We start from the raw sequence: 16,623 nt of genomic DNA, 5'->3' as shown, positions 1-16,623 counted from the left end.
CTGCTCGCGAATGAACGATAACGCGGTTTTGAAAGTGACCCGCAAGCCACGACCTGACTCAAACCCCTGCATCAACAGGAAACGCGGACTAAAGCCTTCGCATGCGCACTCGTCATGCAAGGGCAAGCCGCCATTGAGTACAGGAGATTCAAACGTGAAAGGTTTCAAGGGGTATATCGGTATCGTCGGGTTGGCGCTGCTGTCGGCCAACACCTGGGCCGATCTGCCTCACAGCTCGATTCTGAGCCGCTACGGTGTCGACTCCGATGAGTTGCCCAAACCGGCACCTGCCGAGCACACCGAGCCGGTCGAAGAGAAAAGCCGCTTTCAACTCCAGCCGGAGCAGCCCTTCGTGACGATCCGTCTGGGTGACGGCAAACAGCCGGAAACCACCGGCAACCTCAGCATCGATCGCATGACCCAACAGGAGCGGGAGCGTTGCCAGCGACTGCAAGCCGAACTTGCCCGTCGAGGTGAGCATTACTTCAGTTGCGACAACAGCATCCCAGGCATGACTCTGCCGCAATAATCGCGCTGTTCAGGGAGCTGCCGCAGGGGCAGCTCCGCTGTCGCAGTCAATCTTCCTTGCGCACCGTCGCCACGTCATCGGCCTTGACCCGGATCTTCGTGCCGGAAATGTCCCGGAACTCATAGAAGCCGTCTTCGGATTTGGTTTTCGGCATGTCCTTGGTCAAGTACTGCGTGCCGTTCTGCAGGGTCACCACGGTGGGGGTGGAGCAACCGGCCAGCGCCAACAGCGCCACTGTCGTCACTGACAAACCCAATGTCCTGAAATTCATATCCGGTATTCCTCCGTTCAAATTCGACCGCTGTCGGTCTTCTAACGCGGTTGGTGCCGCATCGTCCGTAAAAGTTCGATGGACCTTCGAAAAAAACGGATCGACGATGCCACTGATCCTTTTCCGTTTGCACCCGTCGGGGCAGAACTGGTATCTGTACGCATAACCAGTATTCGCTTGCCATGGCCCTCGATCACCGTGACTTCCAGCCCCCTCGACGATCCGTTCTATTACCTCAACAACTTCCGGCAAGTGCTTGACTGGCTTGAGCTTCGCTATGTCGACGTGATGAGCGATACGGAGCATGCCTTCATTCGTGACTTCAAGTCACTGCCTCGCGGATCCCAGGGGTTGCTGGTGCGGATGGTGATGCGCAAGGGCGTGCATTTTCGTGCGGGCAAGCTCAACTATCCGGAAATCGGCGACATTGCGTCAGCCGCGCAACCGTTGCTGGATCATGGCTGGCTGGATGAACGGGCGCTGTTGTCGATGCCGGAGCTGTTCGATCTGCTGCTCAAGGCTGAAGTCGTGCAAGCCTTCGGCCCGGTGATTGAAGACCCGAAGGGCCGCAAGGTCGACTGGCTGCCGATGCTGCATGCGCAGTTTCCCGAGCCACGCAGCTGGCATGACTGGTGCCCGGCAATGGCTGATCGGCTGTTCAGCCTGACGCTGATGGACCTGTGCGACCGGTTTCGCCTGATGTTCTTCGGCAACCTGTATCAGGACTGGTCGGAATTCGTCCTCGCCGACCTCGGGATTTTCACCTACGAGAAAGTCGAATTCAGCGCCGACTCCAGAGGCCTGCGCAGCCGTGCCGACGTCGAGGCCTGCCTGTTCCTGCACGATTGCCAGCAGCGTTTCGAGGCGGGTGAGGCCATCGAGCCGATTGCCGGGCAGTTGATTGCCCTGCAGTTCGACAATCCATGGCTGCAGCGCAGGCTCGGCAAGTTGCTGTTCCAGATCGGCCAGCATTGCGAGCGCATCGCAGCGTTTGCGCTGGCCCTGAATCTCTATCGTGACTGCGCCTATCCCGGTGCGCGGTTGCGGATGATTCGTGTACTGGAGCGTTGCGGCGAATATGCCCTGGCGCTGGAACTGGGTACGCAGGCCGAACAGGCACCGCAAAGCGCCGCCGAACAGCAGGGCCTGCAACGGGTGCTGCCACGCCTGCGACGAAAACTGGGTGGCCCGCCGCTCAAGCGTTTGGCGCCAGGACCTGTCGAACGCCTTGACCTGCATCTGCCTCGGCTCGACCCGGCGTTGTCCGTCGAGTATCACGTACAGGCCCATCTGCATGAAGACGCCGGCCCCGTGCATTACGTGGAAAACAGCCTGATCAATTCGCTGTTCGGCCTGTTGTGCTGGCCGGCGATTTTCGCGCCGCTGCCGGGGGCGTTTTTCAACCCGTTCCAGCGCGGACCGGCTGATTTGCTTCATGAAGACTTTCACGGGCGGCGGGCCGAACTGTTCGCAGCCTGCCTGGCGGAGCTGGACGACGGGCGCTACGCCGACACCATTCGCAGCCGGTTTGCCGGCAAGTGGGGCATTCAGTCGCCGTTCGTGTTCTGGGGTGCACTGAATGAGGCACTGCTGGAGCAGGCACTGACCTGCCTGCCGGCCGAACACCTCAAACACTGGTTCAATCGCCTGTTGCTCGACATCAAGGCCAACCGCGCCGGCATGCCCGATCTGATCCAGTTCTGGCCGCAGCACAAGACCTACCGGATGATCGAAGTCAAAGGTCCCGGTGACCGCCTGCAGGACAACCAGTTGCGCTGGCTGGAGTTCTGCCACACGCACCGGATGCCGGTGGCGGTGTGTTACGTGCAATGGGCGGAGCAGGGCGCTTGAGCTACAGCATCGCAGTACGGGCACTGTGCGAATTCACCGCCAAGAGCGGCGACCTCGACTTGCGCTTCACCCCGTCACCCACCGCGCTGGAGGGTATCGCCGGTCATCGTACCGTCGCCTCGCGGCGCAATGACGCCTATCAGAGCGAAGTGGCGCTGGAGGGCGAGTTTCGCACCTTGAAGGTCAAGGGCAGGGCGGACGGCTACGACCCGGCGCAGAACTGCCTGGAGGAAGTCAAGACCTACCGCGGCGACCTGAGCAAGCAACCGGCCAATCACCGCGCTCTGCACTGGGCGCAGGCGAAGATCTACGGTTGGCTGATGTGTCGCAGGCTTGAACTGGAACAGATCAATCTGGCGCTGGTGTACTTCGACATCGTCAGCGAAAAGGAAACCTGTCTGGTCGAAGCCCACAGCGCCGACGCGCTGCGCGAGTTCTTCGAACAACAGTGCGGCTTGTTCCTGGCGTGGGCCGAACAGGAAATGGCCCACCGCGAGGCCCGCAATCACGCGGCTCGACAACTGCGCTTTCCCCATGATGATTTTCGCCCCGGCCAGCGTCATCTCGCCGAGTCGGTGTTCAAGGCTGTCAGCACCGGACGCTGCCTGATGGCCCAGGCACCCACCGGCATCGGCAAGACCCTTGGCACGCTGTTTCCGATGCTCAAGGCCCTGGCGCCGCAGCAACTGGACAAGGTGTATTTCCTGACCGCCAAGACACCGGGGCGCAAACTGGCGCTGGATTCGGCGCAAGTGTTGTTCGATCACAGCGCAACCCTGCCGCTGCGGGTGCTGGAAATGGTCGCCCGGGACAAGGCCTGCGAGCATCCCGACAAGGCCTGTCACGGCGAGTCCTGCCCGTTGGCACAGGGCTTCTATGATCGCCTGCCGGCGGCACGCGAGGCGGCCAGTCGATTACGACTGATGGATCAGGCGGCGCTGCGAGAAGTCGCCGCGCAACACTCGGTCTGCCCGTATTACCTGAGCCAGGAAATGGCCCGCTGGGCCGATGTGGTGGTCGCTGACTACAACTACTACTTCGATTTCAGCGCATTGCTGTTCGGCCTGGCCCAGCTCAATCAATGGAAGGTCGCCGTGCTGGTGGACGAGGCGCACAACCTGGTCGAACGCGGTCGGCAGATGTACAGCGCCACCCTCGATCAGGGGATCTTCAACAGCGTGCGCAAAACCGCGCCCGACGTCCTGAAAAAGCCCTTGCAACGGGTCAACCGCGAGTGGAAAGCCCTCAATGACGCGCAACTGGCGCCGTATCAGGCCTACGACAGGGCACCGGAAAAACTGCTGCAGGCCATTACATCGTGCAGTGCAAGCATCGGTGACTACCTCAATGATCACCCGCAAGGGCTCGACAGTGGCTTGCAGAACGCCTGGTTCGAGATGCTGCAATTCGGCCGGGTCGCGGAGTTGTTCGATGCGCATTACCTCTTCGATCTCGATAAGCGCGACCTCGACCGCAAGCGCCCGCTGTCGCAACTGTGCCTGCGCAACGTAGTGCCTGCCGCGCTGCTCGGCCCGCGCCTGACGGCGGCCCGCAGTTGCGTGCTGTTTTCTGCGACGCTCAGCCCGCGCCACTATTACGCCGACCTGCTCGGCACGCCGCCGGACACGGTGTGCATCGACGTCGAATCGCCCTTCAGTGCCGAACAGTTGCAGGTACGGATCGTCAGCCGGATCTCCACCCGCTTCACCCACCGCCAGGCGTCGCTGGAGCCGATCGTCGAACTGATCGCCCGTCAGTTCGGCGAGCGCCCGGGCAATTATCTGGCGTTCTTCAGCAGCTTCGATTACCTGCAACAGGTGGCGCAATTGCTGGCCGAACGGCATCCGCACATCACCCTTTGGCAGCAGTCGCGGGGCATGGCCGAGGGGCAGCGGCAGGCGTTTCTCGACCAGTTCACGGCGCACAGCCAGGGCGTCGGGTTCGCGGTGCTCGGCGGTGCGTTCGGTGAAGGCATCGATTTGCCCGGTGCCCGGCTGATCGGGGCCTTCATCGCCACGTTGGGCCTGGCGCAGTTGAACCCGGTCAACGAGCAGATGAAGCGGCGCATGGCGGCGATCTTCGGTGCCGGCTACGACTACACCTATCTGTTCCCCGGTGTGCAGAAAGTCGTACAGGCCGCCGGTCGGGTGATCCGTACGCAACAGGATCGTGGTGTGGTCATGCTGATCGACGACCGTTTTGCCGAAAGCCGCATCCAACAGCTGCTGCCGCGCTGGTGGGCGCTCGATCATGCAGATGCTGCTGTCCTATCCGACGGTTTGACGCATACTCCAGCTATTGAATAGCTGCTTTGAGCCAAGCCTGATGAGCGAGAACAAGAAGTCCGCTGCGATCGAAGACATGCGTTTTCGCCTGCTGCTCGATGCCGTCGTCGATTATGCGATCTACATGATCGACCCCGATGGCATCATCACCAGCTGGAACTCCGGGGCCAGACGCTTCAAGGGTTATGAAGAAACCGAAATTCTCGGCGAGCACTTTTCGCGGTTCTACACCGATGAAGACCGCGCCGCCGGCATGCCGCAACGCGCGCTGGACACGGCAATCCGCGAAGGCCGGTTCGAAGGTGAGGGCTGGCGGGTGCGCAAGGACGGCACGCACTTCTGGTGCCATGTGGTGATCGATCCGATTTTCAGACCGGACGGTCAATTGCTCGGGTTCGCCAAGATCACCCGTGACCTGACCGACCGCAAGATGGCCGAAGAAACGCTCAAACAAAGCGAACAGCAGTTTCGTTTGCTGGTTCAGGGCGTCAGCGACTATGCGATCTACATGCTCAGCCCTGAAGGGTGCGTGACCAACTGGAATCCCGGTGCGCAACGGATCAAGGGTTACGCACCGGAGGAAGTCATCGGCAAGCATTTTTCGATGTTCTACACCCCGGAGGACCGGGAGGCAGGCGAGCCGCAGCGCTCCCTGGAAACCGCGGTGCGCGAAGGCCGCTTCGAGAGCAAGAGCTGGCGTTTGCGCAAGGACGGAACGCGGTTTCTGGCCCATGTGGTGGTCGATGCGATCCGCGGCGAAACCGGCGCACTGCTCGGTTTTGCCAAGATCACCCGTGACGTGACCGAAGCCCACCAGGCGCAACAGGCGCTGGAGCAGACCCGTGAGGCATTGTTCCAGGCGCAGAAGCTGCAGGCCATCGGACAACTCAGCGGCGGTATCGCCCACGACTTCAATAATCTGCTGACGGTGATCCTCGGTAACCTGGAGATCGTGCGCAAACGGGTGGGCGACGATCCGAAAGTCAGCCGTCTGCTGGAAAACGCCACGCAGGGCGCCTTGCGCGGCGTGTCGCTGACGCAACGCATGCTGGCCTTTGCCCGGCGCCAAGAGCTCAAGACCGAAGCCGTGGACATTCCCACACTGTTGCAAGGCATCACCGGTCTGCTGCGCAGTTCACTGGGGCCGGGCATTCGTATCGAAACACGGTTCCCGGACGATCTTGAAGCAGTGCTGGCCGACACCAACCAACTGGAACTGGCGGTGCTCAACCTGGCCACCAATGCCCGAGATGCGATGCCCGAGGGGGGCGCCGTAATCATCGGCGCCGAGCCGCGCGTGGTGCTGGAGCAAAGTCAGTCGAGCCTGGCGGCGGGACGCTATGTGTGCCTGAGCGTGACCGATACCGGCGAAGGCATGGACAACGCGACCCTGGCTTCGGCAACCGATCCGTTTTTCACCACCAAGGGGCTGGGCAAGGGCACGGGGCTGGGGTTGTCGATGGTGCATGGCTTCATCGAGCAGTTGGGCGGCCGTTTCATCCTCAACAGCGTGAAGGGGCAGGGAACCTGTGCCGAGCTCTGGTTGCCGGTCGCTGCCGATGGCGTTGTTGCCAGACCTCTGAAGCCGGGCGCAGCCATGGCGTCGGTGCCAAGGCTCAGTGTGCTTGTGGTGGACGATGATGCGCTGGTGCTGACCAGTACCAGCCTGTTACTCGAAGACCTGGGGCATCGGGTCATCAGTGCAAGCTCCGGCGCCCAGGCACTGGAGCTGTTCGATCAGGGGGAAGTCATCGATCTGATGATCACAGACATGGCCATGCCCCTCATGAGCGGCGCACAGCTGGCGCATGCCGTAAGGCTGCTCAAACCGGACCTGCCGATCATCCTCGCCACCGGTTACGCCGAGCGCATCGAAGGTTTCGCAGCCGAGTTGCCACGGCTGCCCAAACCCTTCAACCAGCAGGGGCTGATGGAGATCATCGCTACGTCAATGAAGTGAATTCAATCCGCGCCAGCCAAAGAAAAGCCCGGCGTTCAAGCCAGGCTTTCGGGAAAGGTTCAGCACGTGGCTTGAAGCTCCCGGCGCGGGCCACCGCTGTTTTGCATCGATCCCTGGAGCGGCGGGAAGTCTTCGTTGAGTACGTTCAGATGGTCGATGGCGTCTTCGAAGCGCCGATCGGCTTTGCGGCGCACGACCCGATAGCGTTCGAATTGCTCGATATCCAGATTTTCGTTTTCCAGTAATTCATTGGCTGTGCGGTTGAGCGCCCGGGCTTCCTCGAACAGTTGCCTGTTGCGTTCCAGTGCCAGATTTCTGCATGCCTTGATCTGCGCGGGGGTTGAGTCGTCTTTCATGACCGTTGGCCTTGTTTTTCGGGATTCTCCGTGCCGGGCGCTATTGCCGCTGAGGAGTATCGAGCCTGTTGAACCTCGCTGATGTACGAGGAGTTAAGGTTGTGACTGCGGACAAAGGGCATGGGATCCATTTATTTACAGAAGGAATTTTGATATTTCCGTGCGGGCAAGTGCCCGCACTCATCATGTTTCCTGTTTCTTCAACTGCTCGTAGCGGGTGAGGACGGGCTGTGTGCTGATACCGTGCAGCAAAATGCTCAGGGCCACGACTGACAGCGTCAGGTCTGTGCACTGGCTTGCCAGACTGTCGCCCAGTCCGTGATTGAGGGCGTAAAACAGGTAGAACAGGCTACCGATGCCGCGAATGCCGAACCAGCCGATCAACATCCGCTGACGCCTCTTCAGCAGCGCTCCCCATGGCATCGATGCAACGCAGACCGGGCGGATGACAAAGAACAAAATGCCGCCCACCCACAATGCCCGCCCGTCCCAGTGTGCGGCCAGCACCACGCCGAGCAACGTGACCAGAAACACTTCCATCGCTCGCTCCACCAGACTGCCGAAAGCGAGCATGTCGCCCATCATGATCCCGGCGGCCACCTGACTGTCCTCGAGCTGTTCGGTATCGCCATGCACGGCGTGTTGCGGTTCGACATGCTGATGACCCACCACCGGCTGAACCAGGTGCTCGGCCGGCGGCTCACTGGCGCCGGTGGATTTCACTTCCTCCTGACGCAAGCCCAACCCCGCGGCAAACACCGACAGAAAACCATAGCCGCCCAAGGCGTCGGCCCCCACATAGGCCAGTGCAATCAGGGCCAGCGTCAAGTAGTCGTTGGGGCTCACGGTGCTGTCTTCATTGCGGATCTGCAGGGCGAGGGTGATTCGTCCGATTCCACGCCCCAGCCAGTACCCGGTGAGCAATCCGGCGGGAACGGCCCAGAGTACGTCACGCGTTATCCAGTGACTCCACTCGGCTGCCAGGCCATCGCCCTTGAGCCACAACAGCCCGAGGATCACAAAAGGAAAGGCAATGCCGTCATTGAGCCCGGCCTCACCCGACAGCCCGAAGCGCACACTGTCGATATCTCGTGCGTCATTGACCTGTACCAGCGAAGCCAGCACCGGGTCGGTGGGCGCCAGGATCGCCCCGATCAATAACGAGGGCCCCCAGCCCAGGTGCAATCCGTAATGCAGCAAGAGACTGACGCCGATGATCGTCAGCACCATCACCGGGCCTGCCAGACCGAAGGCGATCCGCCAGCGCTTGTCGCGCAGCGGCAGGCGCAGCTTCAACCCGCAGACGAACAGCGAAAACAGCACGGCGACTTCGGTCAGATGCTCCATCCAGGAGGACGCCTGCTCCAGCGGCAGCTTCAACAGATCGAGACCGCCCGGCCCGATACCGATGCCCAGCAACAGGCACACGGCCGATGTCGTGACCGGCAGCCAGCGCAGGTAGGACGAGGTCAGCGCAAGGACCAGCAGGACCGCGCCGAGCACGGTGACCCAGATAATGAAACTCATGGCACGCGGCTCGTGCTGACAAACATTGCAGTGACCGGACGCCAACGCATTACCAAGGACTTAGCCAACGGTCGTGCGTAGGTACTCGGGTGTGAGCACGTTGAACCACAACAGAATCATCGAGACCAGCAGGGTCACCAGCACCAGCAGCGCGACTCCCCACACACTGGCTGAATAGAGCAAGCCTTGCTCCTTGCGTTCGTGCATGAAGGTCGGCAGCCCGACGAACAGCAGAAACGTCGAGTACATCGCCGCCGCACCCAGTACCAGTACCGCCAGCCAGCGGCTGGGCCAGAGCCCGGCGATGCCCGCCAGAAAAAACGGGGTGACGGTGTACGCCGCAAAACCGATGCACTGGTTGAGCGTGGGGCGTGCATCGAAGGTCCGTGACATCCAGCGGATGAAGCTTCCGATGATCGCGACGCCCAGGACCGTGGTGACATAAAGCAGAATGCTCAATTGCAAGGCGCTGGCGGTGCTCAGCCTGACCGTCTCGCCTGCCGCCAGGCTCCAGCCGACCGACGTCGTGCCAATGAACAGACACACGGGGGGAATGAGGGCCAGCAAAAGCAAATGAGCCATGTAATGACGCGGGTGTACCTCTTCTTCGCGGCGGATGTCGGTCCACGCAAAGTTCGGCTGGGTGAAAAGCTTGACGATAGGTGCGGACATGACGACCTCCTGATCTTTCGTGGCACGAGAGCGGGCCTTAAAGGTATTGAGAGGCCGTCCTGTTCGACGGTTCACTTTTTCCGCCCACCGTTCAGAGCATCGGCTTGCCGCCGGTCACCCCGTAGCGCTGGCCGGTGATGTAGCTGGCTTCATCCGATGCCAACAGCACGTAGATCGGCGCGACTTCCACCGGTTGCCCGGGGCGACCGAGCGGGGTCTGTTCGCCAAAGTGTTGTACTTCTTCGTCCGGCATGGTCGAGACGATCAGCGGTGTCCAGATCGGCCCGGGCGCCACGCAATTCACGCGAATGCCACGGGGACCGAGCATTTGCGCCAGGCCACCGGTGAAATTGGCAATCGCACCTTTGGTCGTGGCATAGGCGAGCAGGGTGGGTTTTGGCATGTCCGAGTTGACTGAACTGGTGTTGATGATCGAGGCGCCACGCCCCATGTGTTTGAGCGCCGCCTGACACAGACGGAAAATCGCCGTGATGTTGACGTCGAAGGTCATCAGCCACTCGTCATCGGGAATCTCTTCGAAGGTTTCGTGGGTCATCTGGAACGCGGCGTTATTGACCAGCACATCGATACGGCCGAAGCGTTCGACGGTCTGATCCACCAGGGCCTGGCAATGGGCTTTTTGTGCAATATCGCCGGGTAGCAGCAGACACTGGCGACCGGCCTCTTCGACCCAGCGTGCGGTTTCCTTGGCATCTTCGTGTTCGTTGAGGTAGGCGACCGCCACGTCGGCGCCTTCGCGGGCGAAGGCAATGGCCACGGCACGACCGATGCCACTGTCGGCGCCGGTGATCAGGGCGATCTTGCCGGCGAGCCGGCCGGAGCCGGTGTAGTGTTGCTCACCGCAGTCGGGGTACGGTTCCATCTTGCGCTGGGAACCGGGTACGGCTTGCGCCTGTTGCGGGAAGGGTGGAACGGGATAGTCGGTCATCGTCAATCTCCGGGCTTATGGCAGGTGTGGCCGGTTGACTCGGCGTCTTTGCCATGAGTTCGATCGGATTGACGATGACCTCTACGAGATTCAGGCCCGGCGTTCGGCCAGACTGCGTTCCATCCGCGCAATGCCTTCTTCCAGCAATGAACGCGGGCAACCGAAATTCAGGCGCACGAACTGCTGGCTGTGGTCACCGAAGTCGATGCCCGGGCTGAGCCCGACCCGAGCCTGTTCGAGGAAGAACTGCTGCGGATTGTCCAGCCCCAGCGCCGAGCAATCGAGCCACGCCAGATAGGTGCCCTGCGGCACATTGATCGTCACACCCGGCAGACGGCTGCGAACGGCCTCGACCAGATAATCCCGGTTGGCCTGCAGGTACTGTTTCAACTCCTTCAGCCATGGCCCCGCTTCGCTGTAGGCCACGCGCGTAGCCTCCATACCCAGCGGGTTGACGCTGTCGACCATGCCGCAGCGGGCGTGGTTGACCCGTTCACGCAGTGCGCTGTCCTGAATGATCATGAACGAGGTCTTGAGGCCGGCAATGTTGTAGGCCTTGCTCGCCGACATCAGGGTGATGGTGCGGCGGGCGATATCCGGGCTCAGGGAGGCGGTCGGAATGTGCACGCGACCGTCGTGGCACAGCTCGGCGTGGATTTCGTCGGAGATGATCCAGGCGTCCTGCGCCATGCAGATGTCCGCCACCGCTTGCAGTTCTTCGCGGTCGAAGACCTTGCCGATCGGGTTGTGCGGGTTGCTCAGCAGCAGGGCGCCGCCACCGGTCAGGGATTCACGCAGTGCCTCCAGCGGCGTGGCGTAGGTGCCATCGGCTTGCGGTTGGAACTCCAGCTCGACCTTGTTCAGGCCCCAATGGCCCGGTGCATGGCGCAGCGGCGGGTAGTTCGGGGTCTGCACCACGACGTTCTGCTGCGGCTGCACCAGCGCCTTGAGCGCCATGTTGAAACCCGATTCGACGCCCGGCAGAAAGATCAGCTCCTGGGGTTTGACCCGCCAGGCGAACTTGTTCCAGAGGTCGGCGACGATGGCTTCGCGCAGATTGTCCCGGGCCACGCTATAGCCTACCAGCGGGTGCAGCAGACGCTGTTGCAGCGCCTCGATGACCACCGGCGGTGCCGCGAAATCCATGTCAGCGACCCACATCGGCAACACGTCGGCCGGATAACGGCTCCATTTGGTGCTGCCGGTGTCGTGGCGGTCGAATACCTGATCAAAATCGAAAGTCATGCGAGGTCTCTGAAGGCGGAGAGGAGTCGTGCCGGCGATGATAAACCCATGCCCTTGAAGGAGCACACAAAACCTGTGGGAGCGAGCTTGCTCGCGAATGCGTCTGGTCAGGCAGCATCAATGTTGAATGACGCACCGCTTTTCGCGAGCAAGCTCGCTCCCACAGGGAGGTGGTAATCCGACAAACGGCCGACGGTCGGTTTTCACACCGCCAGCCAGAGCGACGTCTACAGTGAAAAGGTCGGCACTTGTCTGCCGCCACCGTGATTGTCCAGAAAAAACCCGGCTCGAGTACCGGGTTCCACCTGATCAGGAGTGCACGATGGATCTCAGCCGTCGTCAGTTCTTCAAGGTCGCCGGTATCGGCCTTGCAGGCTCTAGCCTGGGCGCGTTGGGCATGGCCCCGACGCTGGCCTTCGCCGAGCAGGTGCGCCACTTCAAGCTTGCCCACACCCATGAAACCCGCAACACCTGCCCGTATTGCTCGGTCGGTTGCGGCTTGATCATGTACAGCCAGGGCGATGCCGCGAAGAACGTTGCGCAAAACATCATCCATATCGAAGGTGACGCCGACCACCCGGTCAACCGCGGCACCCTGTGCCCGAAAGGCGCCGGCCTGCTGGATTTCATTCACAGCCCGGGCCGCCTGCAATACCCGCAGGTGCGCAAGCCCGGCAGCAGCGAATGGACCCGGATCACCTGGGACGAAGCCCTCGACCGCGTCGCCGACCTGATGAAGGCCGACCGCGACGCCAATTTCGTCGAGAAGAACGCCCAGGGGCAAACGGTGAATCGCTGGCTGACCACGGGGTTTCTCGCGGCGTCCGCGGCGTCCAACGAAGCGGGTTACATCACCCACAAGGTGGTGCGCAGTCTCGGCATGCTGGGGTTCGATAACCAGGCGCGTGTCTGACACGGCCCGACGGTGGCAAGTCTTGCCCCGACGTACGGCCGTGGAGCCATGACCAACACCTGGACCGATATCGCCAACGCGAACCTGATCCTGGTGATGGGCGGCAACTCCGCTGAAGCGCATCCGTGCGGCTTCAAATGGGTGACCGAAGCCAAGGCGCACAATGCGGCCCGGCTGATTGTGGTCGACCCGAGATTCACCCGTACCGCGTCCGTGGCCGATTACTACGCGCCGATTCGCACCGGCAGCGACATCGCGTTCATGGGCGGTCTGATCAATTACCTGCTGACCGAGGACAAGATCCAGCACGAGTACGTGCGCAACTACACCGACGTGTCGTTCATCGTCAAAGCCGGGTTCGGCTTCGAGGACGGGCTGTTCACCGGTTATGACGCGGCCAAACGCAGCTACACCGACAAATCCAGCTGGGGTTACGAACTGGGCGATGACGGCTTTGCCAGGGTCGACCCGACCCTGCAGGACTCGCGCTGCGTCTACCAGCTGATGAAGCAGCATTACAGTCGCTACACCATCGACCTGGCGAGCCAGATCTGCGGCATGCCGGTCGAGGCGATGAAAAAAATCTGGGAGGAAATCGCCACTTGCTCGCAACCGGGCAAGACCATGACCATCCTTTACGCATTGGGCTGGACCCAGCACTCGATCGGCTCGCAGATCATCCGCAGCGCCGCGATGGTGCAACTGTTGCTGGGTAACGTCGGCATGCCCGGCGGCGGGGTCAACGCCTTGCGCGGGCACTCGAACATTCAGGGCCTGACCGACCTCGGGCTGCTGTCGAACTCGCTGCCGGGTTACCTGACCCTGCCGACCGACGCCGAACAGGACTACAACGCCTACATCAAGAAGCGCACACAGTTGCCGTTGCGCCCGGGCCAGTTGTCCTACTGGCAGAACTACAGCAAGTTCCACGTCAGCCTGATGAAAGCCTGGTACGGCGCCAATGCGACCGCCGACAACCAGTGGGCCTACGATTACCTGCCCAAACTCGACATCCCCAACTACGACATCCTCAAGGTGTTCGACCTGATGGGGCAGGGCAAGGTCAACGGTTACATGTGCCAGGGCTTCAACCCGATTGCCGCGCTGCCGGACAAGAACCGGGTGATGGCTGCTCTCGCCAAACTGAAATGGCTGGTGGTGATGGATCCGCTGGCCACCGAAACCTCGCAGTTCTGGGAAAACGTCGGGCCGTACAACGATGTGAAAAGCGCCGACATCCAGACCGAAGTCATTCGTCTGCCGACCACCTGCTTTGCCGAAGAGGACGGTTCGCTGGTCAACAGCAGCCGCTGGCTGCAATGGCACTGGAAGGGCGCCGACGGCCCGGGTGAGTCACGCACTGACGTGCGGATCATGACCGAGCTGTTCATGCGTCTGCGCCAGCGTTATCAGACCGAGGGCGGGGCCTATCCCGATCCGATCCTCAAACTTTCCTGGCCGTACAAGGTGCCGGAAGAACCGTCGCCGGAAGAAATCGCCAAGGAGGTCAACGGTTACGCCACCACCGACTTCACCGACGCCACGGGGGCTGCGATCAAGGGCAATTCGCAACTGGCGGGGTTCGCCCAGCTCAAGGACGACGGCAGTACCGCCTCCGGCTGCTGGATCTTCTGCGGCAGCTGGACCGAGGCCGGCAATCAGATGGCCCGCCGTGACAACGCCGACCCTTACAACATGCATCAGCATCAGGGCTGGGCGTGGGCCTGGCCGGCCAACCGGCGGATTCTCTACAACCGCGCCTCGGCGGACATGCAGGGCAATCCGTGGGATCCGAAAAAACGTCTGGTGTGGTGGAACGGCAAGGCCTGGGGCGGCACCGACGTGCCGGACTACAAGGCCGATGTACCGCCGGAAGCCGGGATGAACCCGTTCATCATGAACCCCGAAGGCGTGGCGCGGTTCTTTGCCGTCGACAAGATGAACGAAGGGCCATTCCCCGAGCACTACGAGCCGTTCGAAACGCCAATCGGCATCAACCCGCTGCACCCCGAAAACAAGAAAGCCACCAGCAACCCGGCGGCGCGGATTTTTGATTCGGTGTGGGACAGCCTCGGCGTGGCCAAGGACTATCCGTACGCCGCCACCAGCTATCGGCTGACCGAACACTTCCACTTCTGGAGCAAGCATTGCCGGTTGAACGCGATTGCCCAGCCGGAGCAGTTCGTGGAAATCGGCGAGGTGCTGGCGAAGGAGAAAGGCATCGTGGCCGGCGACCGGGTACGGGTCAGCTGTAAACGCGGGTTCATCGAAGCGGTGGCGGTGGTGACCAAAAGGATCCGGCCGTTGCAGGTCAACGGTCAGGTCGTGCATCAGATCGGCATCCCGCTGCACTGGGGTTTCACCGGCCTGACGCGTCACGGTTACCTGACCAACACCCTGGTGCCGTTCCTCGGCGATGGCAATACACAGACCCCGGAATCCAAGTCATTCCTGGTCAACGTGGAGAAGCTCTGATATGGCCAGCCAAGACATCATTGCCCGCTCGGCCACCACAACGCCGGCACCCTCGGTGCGCAATCAGGAGGCCGTCGCCAAGCTGATCGACACCACCAAATGCATCGGCTGCAAGGCCTGTCAGGTCGCGTGCTCGGAATGGAACGAACTGCGCGACGAGGTCGGCCACAACCACGGCACCTACGACAACCCGCAGGATCTGAGCGCCGAGACATGGACGCTGATGCGCTTTACCGAGCACGAAACCGACGCCGGCAACCTCGAATGGCTGATCCGCAAGGACGGCTGCATGCACTGCGCCGAGCCCGGTTGTCTGGCGGCGTGCCCGAGCCCGGGAGCGATCATCAAGCACGCCAACGGCATCGTCGACTTCGACCAGGATCACTGCATCGGTTGCGGCTATTGCATCACCGGGTGTCCGTTCAACATTCCGCGCATCTCGCAGAAAGACCACAAGGCCTACAAATGCACCCTGTGCTCGGACCGCGTGGCGGTAGGCCTGGAACCGGCTTGCGTGAAAACCTGCCCGACCGGGGCGATTGTCTTCGGCTCCAAGGAAGACATGAAGACCCACGCCGCCGAACGCATCGTTGATCTCAAGAGCCGTGGCTTCGACAACGCCGGTCTTTACGATCCCGAAGGCGTCGGCGGCACCCACGTCATGTACGTGCTGCATCACGCCGACACGCCGAAGATCTACGCCGGGCTGCCGGAGCATCCGGCCATCAGTCCGCTGGTGGGGCTGTGGAAAGGCATCAGCAAACCGCTGGGCCTGCTGGCCATGGGCGCGGCGGTGCTGGCCGGGTTCTTCCATTACGTGCGGATCGGCCCGAACCGCACCGAAGAGGATGACCATCCGGAACCACCCGACACCTCGGTGCATGTGGTCGATCCGGCGGTGCACACCTTCGATCCACGCAGGGAGGACCGGCCATGAGCAACAAGACGATCCTGCGCTACACCGCCAACCAGCGCACCAACCACTGGCTGGTGGCGATTCTGTTCTTCATGGCCGCGCTTTCGGGACTGGCGTTGTTCCATCCTTCGATGTTCTGGCTGACCCATCTGTTCGGCGGCGGGCCGTGGACGCGGATTCTGCACCCGTTCATGGGTGTGCTGATGTTCGTGCTGTTTCTTGGCCTGGTGTTTCGCTTCTGGCGTTCCAACTTCTTCATCGACAACGACTGGAAGTGGCTGCGGCGCATCGACCGGGTGCTGGTCAACGACGAAGAGACCGTGCCGCCGGTGGGCAAGTACAACGCCGGGCAAAAACTGCTGTTCTGGACTTTACTGCTGTGCATGCTCGGGCTGCTGTTCACGGGGCTGGTGATCTGGCGCGCGTACTTCAGTCATTACTTCGGCATCACCACCATCCGCTGGGCGATGTTGCTGCATGCCCTGGCCGGGTTTGTGCTGATCCTGAGCATCATCGTGCACATCTATGCCGGCCTCTGGATCAAGGGCTCGGTGGACGCGATGCTGCACGGCTGGGTCAGCCGCGCCTGGGCGAAAAAACACCATGCACTCTGGTATCGCGAGGTGGAATCCAGGGATCCGCCAGAGCGACCGGTCACCAAAAAGGGCTGACAG

Annotated in this window: 13 protein-coding genes; 7 read left to right on the top strand and 6 right to left on the bottom strand. The window is 61.6% G+C overall.

The annotated features are described in order from the left end of the window. Nucleotides 1-154 precede the first annotated feature (154 nt). A complete protein-coding gene (locus BBF94_RS02065) occupies nt 155-529 on the top strand; it encodes a hypothetical protein (protein WP_065257392.1) in 375 nt (124 codons plus the stop codon). A gap of 46 nt (nt 530-575) precedes the next feature. On the opposite strand, the gene BBF94_RS02060 is transcribed toward BBF94_RS02065, so the two are convergent. Then, entirely contained in the window at nt 576-800 is a 225-nt protein-coding gene (locus tag BBF94_RS02060) for a YgdI/YgdR family lipoprotein (RefSeq protein ID WP_065257391.1), read from the bottom strand. A 198-nt stretch (nt 801-998) separates the two neighbouring features. Here BBF94_RS02060 and BBF94_RS02055 point away from each other — a divergent pair, with 198 nt between their 5' ends. The 3 genes from BBF94_RS02055 to BBF94_RS02045 are packed head-to-tail and all read left to right on the top strand — an operon-like array spanning nt 999 to nt 6,896. Further along, a complete protein-coding gene (locus BBF94_RS02055) occupies nt 999-2,651 on the top strand; it encodes a VRR-NUC domain-containing protein (RefSeq protein WP_065257390.1) in 1,653 nt (550 codons plus the stop codon). Then, a complete protein-coding gene (locus tag BBF94_RS02050) occupies nt 2,648-4,957 on the top strand; it encodes an ATP-dependent DNA helicase (protein ID WP_065257389.1) in 2,310 nt (769 codons plus the stop codon). Before BBF94_RS02055 ends, BBF94_RS02050 begins: the two co-directional genes overlap by 4 nt. Before the next feature lie 19 nt (nt 4,958-4,976). Further along, nucleotides 4,977-6,896: a hybrid sensor histidine kinase/response regulator gene (locus BBF94_RS02045; RefSeq protein ID WP_065257388.1), complete on the top strand. Its 1,920-nt coding sequence runs from the start codon at nt 4,977-4,979 to the stop codon at nt 6,894-6,896. A 59-nt stretch (nt 6,897-6,955) separates the two neighbouring features. On the opposite strand, the gene BBF94_RS02040 is transcribed toward BBF94_RS02045, so the two are convergent. From BBF94_RS02040 to BBF94_RS02020, 5 genes are all read right to left on the bottom strand, one after another. After that, nucleotides 6,956-7,252, bottom strand: coding sequence for a hypothetical protein (locus BBF94_RS02040; protein WP_065257387.1), 297 nt, complete (start codon nt 7,250-7,252; stop codon nt 6,956-6,958). 183 nt (nt 7,253-7,435) lie between these two features. Continuing rightward, complete coding sequence (locus BBF94_RS02035) at nt 7,436-8,779, bottom strand: cation:proton antiporter (protein WP_065257386.1); 1,344 nt, start codon at nt 8,777-8,779, stop codon at nt 7,436-7,438. A gap of 60 nt (nt 8,780-8,839) precedes the next feature. Then, on the bottom strand, nt 8,840-9,451 hold the full coding sequence (locus BBF94_RS02030) for a Yip1 family protein (RefSeq protein WP_065257385.1): 612 nt from the start codon (nt 9,449-9,451) through the stop codon (nt 8,840-8,842). Between the two features lie 91 nt (nt 9,452-9,542). Further along, entirely contained in the window at nt 9,543-10,400 is an 858-nt protein-coding gene (locus tag BBF94_RS02025) for an SDR family oxidoreductase (RefSeq protein WP_065257384.1), read from the bottom strand. Nucleotides 10,401-10,490: 90 nt separating this feature from the next. Further along, nucleotides 10,491-11,645, bottom strand: coding sequence for a MalY/PatB family protein (locus BBF94_RS02020; RefSeq protein ID WP_065257383.1), 1,155 nt, complete (start codon nt 11,643-11,645; stop codon nt 10,491-10,493). A 322-nt stretch (nt 11,646-11,967) separates the two neighbouring features. Here BBF94_RS02020 and fdnG point away from each other — a divergent pair, with 322 nt between their 5' ends. The 3 genes from fdnG to BBF94_RS02000 are packed head-to-tail and all read left to right on the top strand — an operon-like array spanning nt 11,968 to nt 16,620. After that, complete coding sequence (gene fdnG / locus BBF94_RS02010) at nt 11,968-15,033, top strand: formate dehydrogenase-N subunit alpha (RefSeq protein ID WP_141676541.1); 3,066 nt, start codon at nt 11,968-11,970, stop codon at nt 15,031-15,033. A gap of 1 nt (nt 15,034) precedes the next feature. Beyond that, complete coding sequence (gene fdxH, locus BBF94_RS02005; RefSeq protein WP_065257380.1) at nt 15,035-15,970, top strand: formate dehydrogenase subunit beta; 936 nt, start codon at nt 15,035-15,037, stop codon at nt 15,968-15,970. After that, complete coding sequence (locus tag BBF94_RS02000) at nt 15,967-16,620, top strand: formate dehydrogenase subunit gamma (RefSeq protein ID WP_065257379.1); 654 nt, start codon at nt 15,967-15,969, stop codon at nt 16,618-16,620. Before fdxH ends, BBF94_RS02000 begins: the two co-directional genes overlap by 4 nt. Nucleotides 16,621-16,623 lie beyond the last annotated feature (3 nt).

Origin of the sequence: Pseudomonas bananamidigenes, from assembly GCF_001679645.1 — a bacterium.
Taxonomy (GTDB): Bacteria; Pseudomonadota; Gammaproteobacteria; order Pseudomonadales; family Pseudomonadaceae; genus Aquipseudomonas; species Aquipseudomonas bananamidigenes.
Note: the sequence above shows the minus strand (reverse complement) of the source record. Positions and strands in the feature narration are given on the sequence as shown.